This window comes from Lawsonella clevelandensis (assembly GCF_003241315.1).
GTDB lineage: Bacteria > Actinomycetota > Actinomycetes > Mycobacteriales > Mycobacteriaceae > Lawsonella > Lawsonella clevelandensis_A.
The window spans coordinates 1-16071 of the sequence record NZ_QFOZ01000007.1; the positions used below are offsets into that span (position 1 = coordinate 1).

The 16071-nt window shown below is 56.4% G+C and carries 17 protein-coding genes; 11 read left to right on the forward strand and 6 right to left on the reverse strand.

Annotation, left to right across the window (positions count from 1 at the left end; translation table 11 throughout):
* Window positions 1–367 precede the first annotated feature (367 nt).
* The 3 genes from DI579_RS05090 to DI579_RS05100 all read right to left on the reverse strand — a co-directional run bounded on the left by DI579_RS05090 (window position 368) and on the right by DI579_RS05100 (window position 2670).
* Window positions 368–1435 carry a bile acid:sodium symporter family protein gene (locus DI579_RS05090; RefSeq protein WP_290599131.1) on the reverse strand — a complete coding sequence of 356 codons (1068 nt, stop codon included), beginning with the start codon at window positions 1433–1435 and terminating at the stop codon, window positions 368–370.
* Between the two features lie 111 nt (window positions 1436–1546).
* The gene (locus DI579_RS05095) at window positions 1547–2107 is read right to left on the reverse strand and encodes a hypothetical protein (RefSeq protein ID WP_290599133.1); all 561 of its coding nucleotides are present in this window, start codon (window positions 2105–2107) and stop codon (window positions 1547–1549) included.
* 323 nt (window positions 2108–2430) lie between these two features.
* Window positions 2431–2670 carry a hypothetical protein gene (locus DI579_RS05100; protein WP_303678828.1) on the reverse strand — a complete coding sequence of 80 codons (240 nt, stop codon included), beginning with the start codon at window positions 2668–2670 and terminating at the stop codon, window positions 2431–2433.
* A 208-nt stretch (window positions 2671–2878) separates the two neighbouring features.
* Here DI579_RS05100 and DI579_RS05105 point away from each other — a divergent pair, with 208 nt between their 5' ends.
* From DI579_RS05105 to yaaA, 8 genes are all read left to right on the forward strand, one after another.
* The gene (locus tag DI579_RS05105) at window positions 2879–3082 is read left to right on the forward strand and encodes a type II toxin-antitoxin system HicB family antitoxin (protein WP_303678830.1); all 204 of its coding nucleotides are present in this window, start codon (window positions 2879–2881) and stop codon (window positions 3080–3082) included.
* 143 nt (window positions 3083–3225) lie between these two features.
* Window positions 3226–3930, forward strand: a complete 705-nt coding sequence (locus tag DI579_RS05110; RefSeq protein ID WP_290599138.1) for a hypothetical protein — start codon at window positions 3226–3228, stop codon at window positions 3928–3930.
* 57 nt (window positions 3931–3987) lie between these two features.
* Window positions 3988–5217, forward strand: a complete 1230-nt coding sequence (locus tag DI579_RS05115; protein WP_303678831.1) for an MFS transporter — start codon at window positions 3988–3990, stop codon at window positions 5215–5217.
* A gap of 94 nt (window positions 5218–5311) precedes the next feature.
* Window positions 5312–6439 carry a hypothetical protein gene (locus DI579_RS05120; protein ID WP_303678832.1) on the forward strand — a complete coding sequence of 376 codons (1128 nt, stop codon included), beginning with the start codon at window positions 5312–5314 and terminating at the stop codon, window positions 6437–6439.
* 184 nt (window positions 6440–6623) lie between these two features.
* Window positions 6624–7985 carry a formate/nitrite transporter family protein gene (locus DI579_RS05125; RefSeq protein ID WP_303678833.1) on the forward strand — a complete coding sequence of 454 codons (1362 nt, stop codon included), beginning with the start codon at window positions 6624–6626 and terminating at the stop codon, window positions 7983–7985.
* A 95-nt stretch (window positions 7986–8080) separates the two neighbouring features.
* Entirely contained in the window at window positions 8081–8851 is a 771-nt protein-coding gene (locus tag DI579_RS05130; protein WP_290598666.1) for an NAD(P)H-dependent oxidoreductase, read from the forward strand.
* Between the two features lie 38 nt (window positions 8852–8889).
* Complete coding sequence (locus DI579_RS05135; protein ID WP_290598665.1) at window positions 8890–9354, forward strand: YaaA family protein; 465 nt, start codon at window positions 8890–8892, stop codon at window positions 9352–9354.
* A gap of 4 nt (window positions 9355–9358) precedes the next feature.
* Window positions 9359–9715: a peroxide stress protein YaaA gene (yaaA, locus tag DI579_RS05140; RefSeq protein ID WP_290598664.1), complete on the forward strand. Its 357-nt coding sequence runs from the start codon at window positions 9359–9361 to the stop codon at window positions 9713–9715.
* A 27-nt stretch (window positions 9716–9742) separates the two neighbouring features.
* On the opposite strand, the gene DI579_RS05145 is transcribed toward yaaA, so the two are convergent.
* A complete protein-coding gene (locus DI579_RS05145) occupies window positions 9743–10339 on the reverse strand; it encodes a ribonuclease H (RefSeq protein WP_366664342.1) in 597 nt (198 codons plus the stop codon).
* Window positions 10340–10543: 204 nt separating this feature from the next.
* Between DI579_RS05145 and DI579_RS05150 the strand changes: the two genes are divergently transcribed.
* Window positions 10544–11752, forward strand: coding sequence for an alpha/beta hydrolase family protein (locus DI579_RS05150; RefSeq protein WP_290598663.1), 1209 nt, complete (start codon window positions 10544–10546; stop codon window positions 11750–11752).
* A gap of 108 nt (window positions 11753–11860) precedes the next feature.
* On the opposite strand, the gene DI579_RS05155 is transcribed toward DI579_RS05150, so the two are convergent.
* Together DI579_RS05155 and DI579_RS05160 are read right to left on the reverse strand one after the other, a co-directional pair.
* Window positions 11861–12958 (reverse strand): alpha/beta fold hydrolase, encoded by a 1098-nt coding sequence (locus DI579_RS05155; RefSeq protein WP_303678834.1) that lies wholly within the window; start codon window positions 12956–12958, stop codon window positions 11861–11863.
* A 16-nt stretch (window positions 12959–12974) separates the two neighbouring features.
* On the reverse strand, window positions 12975–13787 hold the full coding sequence (locus tag DI579_RS05160; protein WP_369680256.1) for an alpha/beta fold hydrolase: 813 nt from the start codon (window positions 13785–13787) through the stop codon (window positions 12975–12977).
* On the opposite strand from DI579_RS05160, the gene DI579_RS05165 reads away from it, so the two are divergent.
* Entirely contained in the window at window positions 13710–14039 is a 330-nt protein-coding gene (locus tag DI579_RS05165; protein WP_290598660.1) for a hypothetical protein, read from the forward strand. The genes DI579_RS05160 and DI579_RS05165 overlap by 78 nt on opposite strands.
* A 304-nt stretch (window positions 14040–14343) precedes the next feature.
* On the forward strand, window positions 14344–16020 hold the full coding sequence (locus tag DI579_RS05170) for an MFS transporter (protein WP_303678835.1): 1677 nt from the start codon (window positions 14344–14346) through the stop codon (window positions 16018–16020).
* The last annotated feature ends 51 nt before the right edge of the window (window positions 16021–16071 follow it).

The following is a 16071-nucleotide window of genomic DNA, read 5'->3' on the forward strand; positions in this document are numbered from 1 at the left end:
TGATCCCTGCCAAAAATCATTATTTTCAGTAGATGGAGTTCCGCCCCCATAGCTTTTTGAAACTAAGGAATCGGTAGTTCGCTGTTCCCAAGCGTCAGTTGAAATAGTTTTGTGTGTGATTCGTAGGTTTAAGCTAGTTGAATTTATGTCACTATCTGTTGGTTATGCCTAAATTAGCAGGGTAGTGCATTGGGTATAACTGGGGGAGTGCGGTTTTCTTTACTGTCTTTATAGGACATGGAAGGAAAGATGCTGATGGCTCGAGGTATAGAAGGAATCCAGTTCACCGGAGAACGGCGAAGTGAAGAAGAGGAGCTAGAACGTTTCTACGAGCGCAGACTGGTACAAGTAAAAATCATAAATTAGCTTACTGCGCAGCACCTTGATCATTCGCATGCGCATGCGTGTGTTCCCGCTCCCATTGGCGCCCGTAGCGGCCTGCCAGCACTGCACAGATGAGGAGTTGGAAGAGGTGGAACAGCATGAGCGGCAGCATGAGGATACCAGCGCTCAATTCCCCAGTACTGCCGGCGAAGAGGACCGCACCCATGGCGATGCCGCTGGAGAGAGACTTTTTCGACCCGCAGAATTGGGCGGCTATGCAATCCTCCCGGTTGAACCCTAAACCTTTCGCCATACACCAGGAGAGGACCAGTACCAGGCTCACCACCGCAATGCAGATACCGACCAGCGCCAGCAGGTGCAGGGCCGTCACCCGCATCCATACGCCTTCCACAACAGCCTGTGAGAATGCGGTGTAAACGTTAATCCAAATGGTGCCGCGGTCAACGGTTTTCGTAAGAATGGGGTGGCGGTTCAACCCTGGCCCCAGATACTTGTGCAGCAGCTGCCCAATGATGAACGGTAATAGTATCTGCAGGAAAATATCCAGAATGCTGCGTCCCGTAATATGCACGTCGCCGGTGGTGGCCATCGTCAACATTACGAGCAGCGGAGTGAGAAAAACCCCCAGGATATTCGACAGGCTGGAGGCCACAATAGCGCCTGCCACGTTTCCGTGCGCCACCGAGGTGAAGGCAATAGAGGACTGTACGGTGCCCGGCACCAGTGTGAGGTAGAGGAGGCCAAGCGCTAAACCCTGCCCAAGCCAGCCAATAGTGGCGTATTTAAGGCCCACCCCAATGATGGGGAACAGGATGAACGTGAAGCAGAAGATGACGGCGTGGAGTCGCCAATTCTTTAGCCCCAGGAGGGTTTCGCGGGGGGCTAGTTTAGCGCCATAAAAGAAAAAGAGGAGGAAGAGGAAAACTTTTGACGCATAGTGCATGCCGGTGGCAAAACTGCCTTTGGCGGGGAAGAAACTGGCCAGCAGAATGCAGAGGAGTAGGCCAACGATCAGCCAATCAATGTGCTTGTTGATGCGTTGCAGCTGCCGCCGGAAACGGCTGGGGGAGATGCTGCTACGTGTGGCCATGCATCAAGTCTAACGATCTGGCTGGGGAGGAAAGAAAGACGGGCGGCAGAAGAAGACGCTCGGAGTCATAAACGGGGTTTATGGGATCCGAGCGTCTGTCCTCAAGACTAGTTATTTTCGGAGGTATTTTTGTTGTTCTGGGGGAACGTCTTTCGGGTAGCGGCCTGGTAGTTTCTGGGGGTTGGGGACGACTGGCATTTCAAAGAAATTGTTGTATTCGTATACCCATTTGCCGTTATAAATTTGATAGCACTGAGTACTGATCTGCTGTGTCCAGTCATTTTTCGCCATCCATATCCAATGTGGCGGAATAATCGCGTTCATAACGCTGAAATCGTGCGCGTAAGGGTCAAAATCTGCCTGGCATTCTTCAAAACTATTAAAGAATAAGCTATATCGAAGAGGCTGATGCAATGAACCACGAATTTTTGCAGATTTTCGAGTACCCAGAGGCGAAAAATTAGCAGCTGCATGATGGTCTGGGACGATGCCGTATGGTTCTGCGTAAATTGTTGCTTCTACCGGAGGTTGAAGAAGAGATTGTTTCTTCGGGTGAGCAGTGATTTTTCCAGGAGTAGTTGCTGGATCAGAGAAATCTTGAGCTTGGGCGACACCAGCACTCACACCCACACTTAGCACAATTGACAGAGCAGCGGCGGTGAATCGTTTCATAATGAATCCTTTAATGTGAATATTTTTTAATGTCCTTGTGGCAGTTCCCAACTCGGGGCTTCCATGACGGGTGCTTTGGTGTAGCGGAGTCGTAGTCCGTTGGGTTCGATGTCGATATTGGCAGGGTACACCTTCATGACGACATCGAGGGAACGGAGGAAGTTGGTTTTGAAGGAGCGTAGTGCGGCATTTTGGGTGCCGAATTGGTCGCGGAGTTATTCCCAGGTGATGAATACGCCTCTTTTGGGTGCGCGGTGTGCGCGTTCGGCGAGCCATTGGTAGATGTCGAGAACAAGTGGAGATTTCGACTGCTCATTAAGGTATCACCACGCTCGAAGATCAACTGGCATAGCGCTGTCGAGAATTTGCATCATTTCATGCGAGACACAAATGCTTGACTCAAAAAGACCATCCTGGCCAGCCTCCTCAACTTTGGAGGGAAACCACAAGGCTGTTGAAGTCGCCACAACACTACTTAACGACTGTTCAAGAGTTCCTTCATCACAGTCAAATTCTCTGGAAAGGGTGAAACGAGCCTTCGCAAGGGCCTCCATTTGCCTCATAACACGACGAGAATCGCGTCCACCCCACGAGAGAACCCTAGGCACTTCATAAACTCGCGCTGTGAGCGTCCTAGGGATACGTGTGGGTCGTGCGTACGATGCACCTGAGAAGAATTATTAGTGATGGAACACTGGTGTCCCGCTTTATAATCCGTATTAGGGATATTTTTCTGGTTTATATGGTTGATATAGAAGATAAAGGCAGTATATGCACACCATTAATCCCATAGTGACACACGGGGAACAATACTGGATTGTTTATGTGCCAGAGATTGGTCAATATACACAGGCTAAGAGCATGGACGATGTTGCGGAACAAGCGCGGGATTTAGCGGCGGTGTGGCTAGATATCCCCATGGACGATGTTGAGGTTGGGGAAGTAGTAACAAAACCTTTTAGCAGAGTGAAATAATTGGGCATGCTCTAGGATCTGCACAGTTTGCACACAATCTGTGCGCAAACTTTAATGAGGCTATATTTATGGAATGATCCCCAAACGCGTGTAACAGGAGACCAGCTACCGGACACGTATAGTGTGAAAAGAAGGGCTTCACTATGAAACTATTTAAGCATGCCGCCGCTGCCGGTCTCGTTACAATAGCCGTTGTCTCCGCTGGCGCGCTCACCCCCGGTGCCGCATACGCGTCCACTGTCTACACCACCCACGCCGGGCAAAAAATCTACATGGACAGTAACTTCGACCGGAAACTAGACTCCGACTGCACCCTGGGAGCCATCGTTAAACTTGACGGCCGCACCTACGGTGTTACCGTCCGGCACTGTGTTCCATTCGTTGGACAAGGCGTATACGGCGTAAACGGTAAAACCCTCTACCGGGTAGGTGTAGTTACCCAAGTTTTTAAACACTACGATATTTCCCTCATCGACATGGGGCTGGGATCCCCCCAAAAATCCACTATTAGCAATGTTTACCCATTAACTTCCATCACGGAGAAAATACGGATCTCTAAACGCGGCGTTACCACCGGCTACACCAGTGGCTACCTGCCACCACAAAAACTCCACCCCTGCGGCGACAAATTTGTTCTGAAACAGCGCATAGGAATCTTCCTACAAGGTGGGCTTAACTGCTGGGAGGGCCAACTTTTCAGCCGCCCCGGCGACTCCGGTGCCGGCATAGTAGCAGAATCCGGTCCTCATACTGGCTCAACAGTAGGAATACTGACCGGCGGCGTAGACGGAAAAGTAGCCGTAAGCCCCATCAGCATTGTTTTCGGCAAAGTCCCCGAACACCCCTAACCTCCTGAATCTGCAGCTCAAATAGGTCTATTGCGCCAAATGCCGTAGGGTAGAGTGATGAAGCGCACACACCTGCACGTACTTCTTGTGGCCGCTGTCGTCCTCTTCGCGTTGAATATGCGCGCCGGCGTCACCAGTATTGGCCCTGTCCTGCAAGAGATTCAAGATAGTCTGCACATGTCAGACGCCATGGCTGGTTTCCTCACCAGCCTCCCCACCCTCATCTTCGCCCTGGTGGGCCTCATTACCCCCATGCTGTCCCGCAGGTGTGGGCTGCACGTCACCATGCTGGTCGCTATGGTTGCCCTCAGTCTGGGGCTTATCGTCCGCGCTTTCATGGGCGGTACTGCCGGGTTCATTGTCTTTTCTATTGTGGCCCTCGCCGGCATCGCCATCACCAATGTGCTCATGCCCGCCTTCGTCAAAACGCACTTCCCGCAACGTATCCCCACCTTCACTGCGGTGTACTCCACGGCCCTTACCGCCATGGCGTTCCTCTCCTCCATTGTGGTAGCACCCATGAGCCACAGCATGAGCACCGGCTGGCGTGGCGCCATCGGCTTCTGGGGTCTCCTGGCACTTCTGGCGGTTATCCCCGCCGCTATCCTGGTGGCACTGCGCCGCAAAAATGAGCTACCTGGTGGCGATGACGTAGAGGGTGCCGCTACCGAGGCGGAATCAGCGAAACTGTGGACACTATTCCGCTCCAAGAAAGCCCGTGCCCTGGCCCTCTTCTTCGGTATCCAATCCCTCCACGCCTTCGTCGAAATGGGGTGGCTGGCACAAATCTTCCGCGATTACGGAGTCTCCCAAAACTATGCGGGTATGCTCGCCGGCCTCATGCAGCTCCTCTCCATCCCCTGCGCCATGCTGGCCCCCACACTGCTAGAAAAATCCAAGAATCCGCGGGCTCTGGTGGCAGGCATTGCCTCTATCGCCGCCCCCGCCTACCTGGGTATGCTACTGGCGCCAGACAGTGTGCCCTGGCTATGGGTTATCCTCTTCGCCCTGTCCAACACCACATTCCCCATGGCCCTCACCCTCATCGGCTGGAGTGGACGCAGCAGTGAAACCACCGCCCTCCTCTCCTCCTTCGTCCAGTCCTTCGGCTTCCTCATCGCCAGCCTCGGCCCGCTCCTCGTTGGTGTGCTCCTGCAGGCCACCACCGGCTGGACAGTACCCCTCATCTTCTGCCTGGTCCTCGTGATCCCCTTCGCCATTACTGGCTACATTGCGGCCGCGCCGGGCTACGTGGACGACCAGCTAGCAACCAGCGAAAAGAACTAAAAAGAGTAAAAGTAGCGTCCCCACGCGGGGCAGAAACGTGGTTTAATACTGCACGCACGTAAAAGTGACACACAAGTAGTGACACACAAGTAAGGTGGCAGAGAACTCCGCAATGCATGGCAATAGTGGACAGTATAAGGACGCATACCTGCAGCTCACCGATGTTATAAAGGACACTCCGCACCTCTTCACTAACACCAGTACCTACACGCTGCCCACCAGTTCACTGGCCTCCGTCCAGTCCTACTCCCGCCAACTCACGCACCTCATACACGGTGCCTGCGGCGCCGAAACCGTCATGAACTGGCACCTCAGCGAAGCCGACCGGCTAGCCAGCGAACTCGCCAAACACTGCTCTGTTAACCACAGCGCTAGCCGCCCCACCGCAACAGCATTCCCCCAACAATGGAATGATGACGCCCTAGAACCCCCCGCACTGCACTGCGAACAGCTCGGCCGGGACGTAGAAACCCTCGCCATCCAATTTGCGGAAATATCCGATAAAGACCTCGCCATTCCCGCTCACGCATGGCACAATGCGGGAACCGCCCTGCAACGCTTCGCCATCAACATTCACCATGCGGGGGCAGCCATCACACAAGCCACCGGCGTCAGTATGCACCGGTGGGTAGTCTCCATTGAAAGTTTCAGCCAACAAGTAATCAACGTCGCCAAACGCATTGACTACTTCACCCGTGTCTACTCCGCCTCCCATACTGCACTTAACGACATTATGAAGCACCGGCGGGAAGCCCTAGAAAACCCCGCATTCCGCACCTACAGTTTCCCCGAAGCCCCCTTCACCGCCCGCGCCGACCACATTCTTACCAACCGCTACAATCCTGGTCTTTTACGGGCAGACACCGCCGGCCTCAGCTTCCCCCAACCCGGCAACATGCCCCAATCTCAGTACACACCCTACACTCCACCCGTAGAACACAACCCCACGTACGGCACTTCCAGGCGCAGTACCGTAGACCTCCACCACCCCGTCTACGACCCCGGGGTACGCGAAGCCTACAAAAAACTCTTCACCGAACAGCGCACACCGGATCCCCTGGCCACCGATGGGCGCAACCAGGCATACCATCGCCCCGACTCAAACGATCCACCCATCGTCCACCACAAAGACCCTCAAAAGAACCGCATTCTGCCCACACCCGGGCTTATCCGCGGCCCCATTCGTCACCCCGACGACCCCCTCTACGGTACCGGGCGCTAGAACATAGCTGCACGTTCTGCACACCAGGTGTACGCTCCTCGCGATCGATGATGGTCGCGTCCCTGGTAGCGCCGCATATCCCGGTCATGCTGCGTCGTATTACTGCGGCGAGAAGTAGGAGACCCCGGTACTCTGGCAGGTAATGACCTTGCGAATTCACCCTGCCTAAGGACGGTGAACCCACATGGGAATCATGGACAGTGCTAAAAACACTCACTCTGCCGACACTCATTCTGCCGACACTCACCCCAACTCTCGTTCTGACGCCCAGAAAAGCGTCCAGAAGAGCCCCCAGAAAAGCAGCCAAAAATCTCAGCTTGAAGAGCGTCTCACGAAAAACCGGGAACGTGCACAAGAAGAACTCATTGCCACACTTGACGACGAGAACGCTACCTTCCACCGCGAAGAAGCCCTCGACGACGCATTCGACCGGCAAGTCAGCGAAGGCCGCCAGCGCCTCGCCCGCCCCCGCCCCCAACAATTCATCACCGGCGTCATGGGCGGCATGGAGATCAGCCTCGGTATCCTCATCGGCATGCGCGTCACCGACCTCACCGGCAACCAACTTGTCGGCGGCATCGCTTTCAGCCTGGGCTTCATCACCCTCCTCCTAGCCCACTCTGAGCTTTTCACCGAGGGTTTTCTGGTCCCCACCTTCGCCGTTGTTGCCCGCCGCGCCCGCATCCCGCAACTGATCCGCTTCTGGTTTTACACGTTCCTCGGCAACCTTGTTGGCGGGCTCGCCATCATGTGGGCCACTGTCACCGCTTTCCCCGAATCAAACCAGGAACTTATCGAACACGGGGAGTACTTCGCCTCCCTCACCCCCAACCTCAAAACTGTTCTCATGGCCATCATTGCGGGCATCAGCATTACCCTCATGACACGCATGCAGATGGGCACCAGCGAGGTCATCGGCAAGATCATGGCGGCACTCTTCGGCGGCATTCTCCTCTTCGGCTTCGGCATGCTGCACAGTGTCCTCGACACACTCATTATGATGGGTGCCTGCTGCGCCGGCTCCACCGTCGTCACACCCCTAGAAATCCTGGACTTCCTCTGGTGGATTATCCCCCTCAACATGTTCGGCGGCATTGTGTGCGTCGCCTTCCCCCGCGCCCTGCAGGCCCGCGACCGAGTCCGCATGGAACGTATCCGTGTGGCCCTCGAAATGCACAATGGGGACACGCTGGCTGACGATGCGCGCGGGCTCCTTATCTCCGGGCACGATATGCGCAGCCAACTACAGAAAGAACTGGAAGCAGCCTCCGGCGAAACTATCCCCGAGGGGCCCTGGCAGGACTTGGGGAACCGCATTAGTGCCCACTTCAACCGTATGGGGCAGCACTTCAATAGGACGGACGAGGAGCGTAAACAAAGCCGCATTCTTCAGGAGGAACGCACCCGCCGCGCGCAGATAGCGGAAGAAACTATGGCGAACCGCAACCGGGAACGCGCCCAAGCCCGCACCCCCAAGGAGGACAAGAACCCCGAGAAGCCGGCAGGACAGCAGGCGGGACACAGTGACCCGCCTCTCCCGCGTTGATCCACCTACACTCATTCAACTCCATAAACTGGTTAAACTAAGGGGACAGTAACATGGGGGTTGTTGGGGATTAACGTACGTATAAGGAGATAACAGTGACCACCACCCCAGATAACTCTGCCCAGCACACCACTAGCCAGCCCAGCCAGCCCAATGTTAGCCAGCACCTGCCTAATAACCCCGGCGTCCCCAACCTCACCCCCTGCATGACCGGCCAGCAGGTGACGGACCTTCTCCACGCCCGCTACACCGCCAAAAAATACAACCCCAACCTGCGCGTCAGCGATGAAGACTTCGCCGCCATCATCGATGCCGGACGCCTCAGCCCCAGCAGCATGGGCTTTGAACCCTGGCACTTCGTCCATATTAAAAACCGCGACCTCATCAACGACATGCTGCCCTACATGTGGGGAGGCATTGGCAAAGTAGAAGACGCCAGCCACCTCGTAGCCTTCCTGGGCCGCAACGCCAGCCAGATGGAACCCCACAGCAGTTACCTCACCCACATTCACGAGGACATTCAGCACTATCCGCAGGACGGCCTAGACGCCCGCATGGACCGCTACCGCACCTTCATCAACGACGACCAAGACTTCCACACCGACCGGGAAAAGAACCTGTGGGTGGATAAGCAGGTGTACATTGCCCTCAGCAACATGCTCACCATGTCCGCCGCCATGGGCATAGACTCCACCCCCATTGAGGGCTTCCAAAAAATCCCCATGCAGAAACTCCTCACCGACCGCGGCGTCTACGACCCGGAGGAATTCCACCTGACCGTCTTCGCCTGCTTCGGCTACTCCGACGCCCAACACCGTGCGAAAACCCGCCGCCCCGTCAGCGAAGTCCTCACCATCATCGACTAACCCAATTCCATAGAGAACCAGGACCATAAGCAGGCACCATGCGCATCCTCCTCCCACCCTCGGAAGGGAAAACCCCCGCCGACCCCAACTGTGCCCCCATCCGCCTCGACAACCTGGTGTACCCGCGCCTGACCGATAAACGCCTGGCCGTGGGGGAGGCCCTGCAAGAGGCCAGTGGACAACCGGACGCCCTTACCGTCCTCAGTGTGGGGCCGCGCCTGGTCGATGACGTTGTTCGCAACTGCACCCTGTGGAAACAACCCGCTGCGCCTGCCCGCGACATCTACACTGGTGTTCTCTACGCGGGGGCTGCACTACACACCAGCCCCGCCCGGCAGCGCGCCTGGGCTGATAAGCATATTCTTATCTCCTCTGCCCTGTGGGGGTGGGTGCGCCCCGGCGACCGCATCCCCGCCTACCGCTGCTCCATGGGGGTCAACCTGCCCGGCATTGGCTCCCTTGGCCCCTACTGGCGGCGTACTCTCAACCGCTTTTTTTACTGAGGAAATGGCCGGTGAACTCGTCGTGGACTGCCGTTCCGGCGCCTACCAGAAAGCCTGGATGCCCACCGCCAAAGACTGTCACGACCACAACATTGACCTTGTGCAGGTAAAAGCAGTGCGGGTAGTAAACGGCCGTGAAAAAGTAGTCTCCCACAATGCCAAACGATGGCGCGGACTCCTCACCCGAGCATTGGTCGCCGCCGGCGCCGAGGGACTCACCATCGACAATCCCGGAGATTTGGTCACCACCCAGCAAACGCTCTTCAGCTATATCCGCGACGCTCTTGCAGAAGAACGTCTCAACACCGCCCGCCTTAGTGGTGGTGACGGCCGCTGGACCCTCACCCTCGTCACCGAATAGCGGATAGCGTTAGAACTGTGGATAACGTCAGAACAGCGCGTCTTGGGTCCCGCCAGCAGACGATCCGCTATGCGGCGCCTTGTTGACTGGTTTTTTGATGGCCGACGTTTCGGCGGCTGCCGTTTTGCTAGCCGACGCTTTATTAGCAGCGTCAGGCAACCCCGGGAACCCGGGCCCCTCGGGAATGGGCTGGTGCTGCTGGTAGGCGGTGGCGACGGCGCGGGCGGCATCATCAGCTGCCTCATTCAGCGGGTGCCCAGCATGGCCCTTCACCCAACTGAAACGCACAGTGCGGCCCCTCATCTCAGCATCTAGCTGCCGCATAAGGTCGGCATTCAGCACCGGCTTGCCGTCGGCTTTCTTCCAGCCGCGTTTCTTCCACCCCGGCATCCACTTCGTGATCGAGTTAATGACATATTGGGAATCGCACAGAACATGCAGTTCCTCATCGGCGCGGTGTTTAGTGGAGCGGAGAAGATCCAGGACCGCCATCAGTTCACCCTGGTTATTGGTGCCTTGCGGCCAACCGCCCGCATGCCAGCAGGTGTCGTCGATGAACCAGGCCCAACCAGCGGGGCCGGGGTTACCCAAAGAAGAGCCGTCTGCGGCTGCGGTGATAGTCATTCCTCCATCTTGTCACATGTATATGATGCACGGAATTGTGAGGACTCGTGAGGGCACAGACTGGGCACACGGCCTTGTGGAGACGGTAGTAGAGGGAGAAGGCACTACCGGGAAAGTGATGCTGTGTACAGCAAAAAGGAAGAAAGAAAACCGTACGGGTGTATAAACTGTAGAGAAACTATTTACCTACTTTTCATTAATGTCATGAAAAATATTTTCTCTGCTTTTGTTCGTAACCGTGCTCCGCGTCCTGGTTTTTCTCAAAGGGTTTCGCAGAGGTTCCCACATGGACTTTTGCGTCAACAAGTTGCCCCTGTCATGGCTGCCGCACTTCTCTGCGGAATGGTAGCGCCTCTCTCCGTTTCTCTATCTGCTCCTCCAGTTGCCCATGCGGAATCAGCTAAACCATCCGGGGAAACACCAGATGGGAGTGGCAGTAATTCCCATAAGAACATTTGGGATCCAGATGCCGATCTGCGTGTTGATATTCACAGTAGAGAAAGTAACTTGCCGCTACGTTCGGATGATTCTCCAAGCGGATACTGTACGCGCGACCCGCTGGCCAGCAATTTTCAACGCTGCCGTATCTGGTCACCCGCCAATCACACCTACATAAGTATCCACTACAAACCCGCCATGAAGCGTTCCAAGCGTGTCTTGCTACTACTTGATGGGGCTAGCGCTGTCGACTCCCACAATCGGTGGATTAACGGTGGTGGTGCCGCCCGCACCATGGCCGATACAGATATCAATGTCATTCTTCCCATCGGTGGCGGCTCCTCCTACTACGCCGATTTCCAGTATCGTTACCGCCATTGCTCCCTCATCCATCCGCAACTTGATCGGCAGCAGTGGGAAACCTTCATCACCAAGGAACTTGTGGCGTGGGCCGGCAGTAACGGTATGGACACTACCGGCTGGAGTGTGGGTGGCTTTTCCATGGGTGGTGGCTCCGCGCTGAGCCTAACCGAGCGTCACCCTGATCTTTTTGACCAAGTGTTGTCGTATTCGGGCATGGACATTTTTGTTATCCCAGGTCTGCTGGAACTGATGAACAGTACGAACGACATCACTCTCTGTATAGCGCGTCCTTTCGGGAGTCCACTTAACCCGTCACGTTATGAGTTCGACCCTTTCCTCAACATGGAGAAGTTGCGGTCTGCTAAGGACGTCTATATTTCCAACTCGCTCGGTTTTGTACTCCCACGCAACTATCAGCGGGGTGATCTTCTCGGCAACCCCTGGGAATGGGGAGTCGCGCTGCTTAATGCGGCTTTTATGGCGAAAGCATCCGCCATTGGCCTCACCAATGTGACATATGAGTTGACGCCGCAAGGGTCGCACTCCTACCACACTGCTGCACTTGCATTGCGGAAGACGAAGCAGCGGATCCTCAACAAAGACCGCGCATAGCCACAAGCACAGCACATACGGCAGATACGACTAGTACGACAAGCACAGCCGAGTAAGGCTGAGTACGCCAAATACCAAGGCCAGACAGTCTAGGCCAGTCTACGCAGCCTAGCGGTAAAGCTGGTGGTAGGTCTGCACTGTTTGGTAGATGTAGTCGATGATGGTGGTCATGGACGTCACCCACGTCATGTGGTCGCCGTTAATATCGTGCCGCATGTAGTGCGGAGTACGTTCTTCCAGACCATCAAGGAGATATTCCGTCTCGATGAAGTCATTGGCCATGTGGAGGACGTGTACTACCGGAATGTCGATGTAGTCGTATTCCGGGTGGTCCCAGTGCGTCATGAACCCAATGCGGTACTTGTTCACGCCGGAATGTACATCCTCGTTGAGAAGGGTGGCGTTGAAGTCCCCACCCACATATTTCATGGCGGCGTTGGAGAGGTTCGTCATGTAGTGGGTTTTCACCACATATTCTTCGAATAGGTCTGGGTGGGCGTGAAGGAACCAAATGTAGCTGAGGGCGGCATGCTGCTTCCGGGCCTGCACTTTCTTCGCGGGGGTGCCGGACTGCATGGTGTGATGGTAGAGGTTGGCGGCCAGATCAATGGAGGGGGCGCCCAGGCTGGTGAGGGTGGCGATGGGGCTCTTCTTACCCATCTGCCAGGTCAGTTGCGCGGCGATGAAGGGGCACCAGGCTTCGCCGAACACATGCACTTTCTGCCTGGGAAGGGTGGTGGCGTGGATAACGTCCAGCATTTCATCGGCGAGACGTTCCATGGTGTACAGGTTGCTGTCCTCGGGGTGTGAGGATTGGCCGGAGCCACGCTGGTCGTAGCGCACAACATGGAATTTTGTGGCGAGTACCTGGGCGAAGGGCTCCATGCCGCTGGAGTTCCAGGGCCAGCCTCCGGTCATCACAATGGTTTCCGCAGTGCGGGCAGAGGGGCCGTATTCGTAGACGGACACTTTCAGCTTGTCGCGCGTAGTGACCAGGCGGTGCCGGGGTGCGCGGTAGAGAGGTGTGACGCCGCTGGTGTCGGGGGCGGTGTTGGTGTCAGTGGTGGTGACGGAGCCGTCAACGGGTACAGCCTGGGCGGCGGGGGTTGGTCCGGTGACGAGTCCCAGGGTGAGGGCGGCTGCGGTACTGAGGGCGGCGAGGCTGCGCCGGGCGGTCAGATGATGGTTACGTAGTGTGGTGTGCATGGGTGTGTCCTTCTGGCTATTTCACGCTGGGGTTTTCGGCTTCGACAACGCGTACTGCTTCATTGACCCAGTTGGCGATACTCACCGGGTACACGACGATGGTGTTGCGGAGTGCGCGGAGTTTGCGGAGCAGGAGACGGTTGGTGTGCTTCTCCAGGGTGGAGGTGACATATGCGGAGGGGAGGATATCCATGGACATGTCGATGACCTGCAGGAGAGGAACGTCGAGGAAACTGTAGGAGGGGTGAAGGCCGTGCTTGAGAGTGTTGGCTTTCATCATTTTTAGGCCGTAGTACATTTCGTCGCCTTGGAGGTGTGCGTCCCATTTTCCGGCGAGTTTGTCGGAGACGGAGTTAACAACCAGGGCGGGCATTCCGGAGAGCATGATGGCGGAGGGGATGACGGGTACGTTGGCCAGTCCGTAGAAGAAGAGGCTGGAGGCGTAGTACTGGCGGGCGGTTTTTTGCTCAGCCTTGTCACTGGAGGTGATGTCGGCTTTGGCGCAGGTGGCGTTGATGTCGATGGAGGGGGAGCCGAGGGAGGTGAAAGAAGCGATACGTCCCTTGTGGCTCTGGTTGTATTCGGAGAAGGCGTAGGGTCCCCATTCAACGCCCACGACGTGGACTCGTTTGTGGGGTGCGGTTTTGTCGATGACTGCCCCGAAGTCCGCGGCTAGTTTGTCTAGTGTGTATGCGGAGATGGGGAGTGGTTTGCCGCTTTTTCCGTAGCCGCGCTGGTCGTATTGCACAACGTGGTAGGTCTGGGCGAGGAGGCGGACGAGGGGGTTGAATACTTGTGCATCCCACGGCCAGGTGCCGGTGATGACGATGGTGGGGGCTTCGGTGACTTTCTTGCCGTACTGGTAGTAGCTGATGCGGGTGCCGTCAGCGGAGGTGACGAAGCCGGCTTCTGCCGTGGGGAGGAAGGTGGGGTCGTTGGGGTTCTCGGCAGTTTTAGCCTTGCTGGCGAGAGCGTTGCTGCTGCTGGTGCTGGCGACAGTGCTGCGGTAGTCAGTGGTGGAGAGGGGTGTGGCGTTGGCGGGGGGCTTGTGCCATTCCCAGGAGGAGTGCTGTGGATGTGAGGGTTGCGAAGGCAGTGCGTGTGAATCGACTGCGGAGGGTTTTCAGAGGAAACATGATCACCGTTCTACAAAGCAGAAATGGTCAGTTGAGCAATAAAGTGTCTTTATCCTATCCATAGTTGTGTGCTTTAAGTAGAGGTAACTGACTCAATTAAGAAGAATCTCAGCCAAAAAGAATCTCAGTTAAGAAAAAGTTTTGTAAAGGTACAGCAGTGCGACAGGTAGCGCCCTTATAGGCCCCATATGTAAAGTTAGGCATACCTAAAGAAAAGTTTGTAAGACTGTGTAAGACTTAAGGACGCCAGTGTCTACCAACACCACCTCCACACGCACCCCCAAGCACGCCCCGAACCCTGTGTGGGCTGCTATCTTCGTTGGTCTCTCCACCATCATCATGACGCTCGACAGCACCATTGTTAACGTGGCCCTGCCGTCCATCGCCGACTACTTCAACTCCCCACTCTCCAGCGCCCAGTGGGTCATTAACGCCTACACACTCGCCTTCGCCTCCCTCCTCCTAGGTGTAGGGGCCATCTCCGACTTCTGGGGACGCCGCCCACTCTTCCTCGCCGGGCATATCGTCTTCATGCTCTCCAGCCTGGCCTGCGCTTTCGCCTCCAGCACCAGTGGCCTCGTCATCTTCCGCGGACTGCAAGGCTTCGGCGCCGCCATGGTTTTCGGCACCTGCATCCCCCTCATTGCTGACGCCTACGCCAAAGAAGACTCCGCCCGCCGCAACCGCGCCATCGGACTGTCCATGACAGTTTCCGTCGCCGCCATGGCCTTCGGTCCCCTGGTCGGCGGCATCATTCTGCAAACTGCTGACGACTTCCTCGGTCGCGGCGTATGGCCCTGGCTCTTCCTCATCAACGTGCCACTCGGCCTCATCTGCATTATCGGCACCCTCATTGCCGTTCCCAACACCTATAAGAAACTCCGCGCAGAAGGTGTCACAGCCCAAGGCAAAGCCGACTACCTCACCGTTCTGTACACCGTCATCGGCCTCTTCGCCATCAACTACGCCATTCTCTACGGGCCACAACGCGGCTGGGGCAACTGGAAAACCATCGTCCCCTTCATCGTGGGCATTATCGTTATGGCCGTTATGATCTGGCGGCAGAAACACAAAGGTGACGAAGCCCTCCTCAACCTCAACATGTTTAAAATCCCCAGCTACAGCACCGTCATTGTGCTGGGATTCATCTCCAAACTGATGAGCTTCGGCCTCTTCAGCTACATCATCTACTGGCTCTTCGGCGTGGGACAACGCACCCCCATCCAGATCGGCGCCATCATCATGCTGGTCGCCGTCCCCATGATCGTCGTCGCCGGTATGGTGGGGCCTCTCGGAAAGAAGATCGGCGCCAACAATGTAGTGGCTATCGGCATGGGTATTAGCGCCGTCGGCCTCATTGTCGGCCTCGCCGTCAACTACACCACCAACTGGACAGTCCTCATCCCCGCCCTGCTCCTCCTAGGTATCGGCGGCGGCTTCGTCACCCCCTTCATGATGGACATTGCCGTCAGCGTCGTACCCCCGCAAAAGTCTGGTGTAGCCACCGGCATGGCCAACGCCGCCATGCCCCTCGGTACCGCCACCGGTGTCGCCGTCAACGGTGCTATCCTGGCCAGCCACGTCAACAATGGGCTGGACGATAACTCCATATTTGCCTCCCTCCCCGCTGACAAAGCCAGCATAGTGCGAGACATGGTGAGCACCGGTGCCGCCGACAAAGTAGGTGGCAAGGTAGCCGATGTGCTCCCCACAGACCAAGCCCATGCCCTCAACGACCTGGCCATTCACCTATGTAGCCAAGGCACCGCCATCGTTTTCGTCGTGTGCGGCGTTGTTACCTTCCTTACCGTGTTCCTCTCCAAGTGGGGCATCCGCGAATCCGACCGCTGGCAGCCCGACAGTGCTACATCCGACGCTGACGCAGCCAGTTCCGACACCGCAGGTTTGCAGACAAGTGGCGATTAATGTGCAGTTTTTCCGCTGCACCGCCTATTCTGGAACCAACGCCATATAGCG

Coding starts and splice junctions, on each gene's coding strand:
- DI579_RS05090 (WP_290599131.1), bottom strand. CDS start 1,435: ATGGCCACACGTAGCAGCATCTCCCCCAGCCGTTTCCGGCGGCAGCTG.
- DI579_RS05095 (WP_290599133.1), bottom strand. CDS start 2,107: ATGAAACGATTCACCGCCGCTGCTCTGTCAATTGTGCTAAGTGTGGGT.
- DI579_RS05100 (WP_303678828.1), bottom strand. CDS start 2,670: ATGAGGCAAATGGAGGCCCTTGCGAAGGCTCGTTTCACCCTTTCCAGA.
- DI579_RS05105 (WP_303678830.1), top strand. CDS start 2,879: ATGCACACCATTAATCCCATAGTGACACACGGGGAACAATACTGGATT.
- DI579_RS05110 (WP_290599138.1), top strand. CDS start 3,226: ATGAAACTATTTAAGCATGCCGCCGCTGCCGGTCTCGTTACAATAGCC.
- DI579_RS05115 (WP_303678831.1), top strand. CDS start 3,988: ATGAAGCGCACACACCTGCACGTACTTCTTGTGGCCGCTGTCGTCCTC.
- DI579_RS05125 (WP_303678833.1), top strand. CDS start 6,624: ATGGGAATCATGGACAGTGCTAAAAACACTCACTCTGCCGACACTCAT.
- DI579_RS05135 (WP_290598665.1), top strand. CDS start 8,890: ATGCGCATCCTCCTCCCACCCTCGGAAGGGAAAACCCCCGCCGACCCC.
- yaaA (WP_290598664.1), top strand. CDS start 9,359: ATGGCCGGTGAACTCGTCGTGGACTGCCGTTCCGGCGCCTACCAGAAA.
- DI579_RS05145 (WP_366664342.1), bottom strand. CDS start 10,339: ATGACTATCACCGCAGCCGCAGACGGCTCTTCTTTGGGTAACCCCGGC.
- DI579_RS05150 (WP_290598663.1), top strand. CDS start 10,544: ATGAAAAATATTTTCTCTGCTTTTGTTCGTAACCGTGCTCCGCGTCCT.
- DI579_RS05155 (WP_303678834.1), bottom strand. CDS start 12,958: ATGCACACCACACTACGTAACCATCATCTGACCGCCCGGCGCAGCCTC.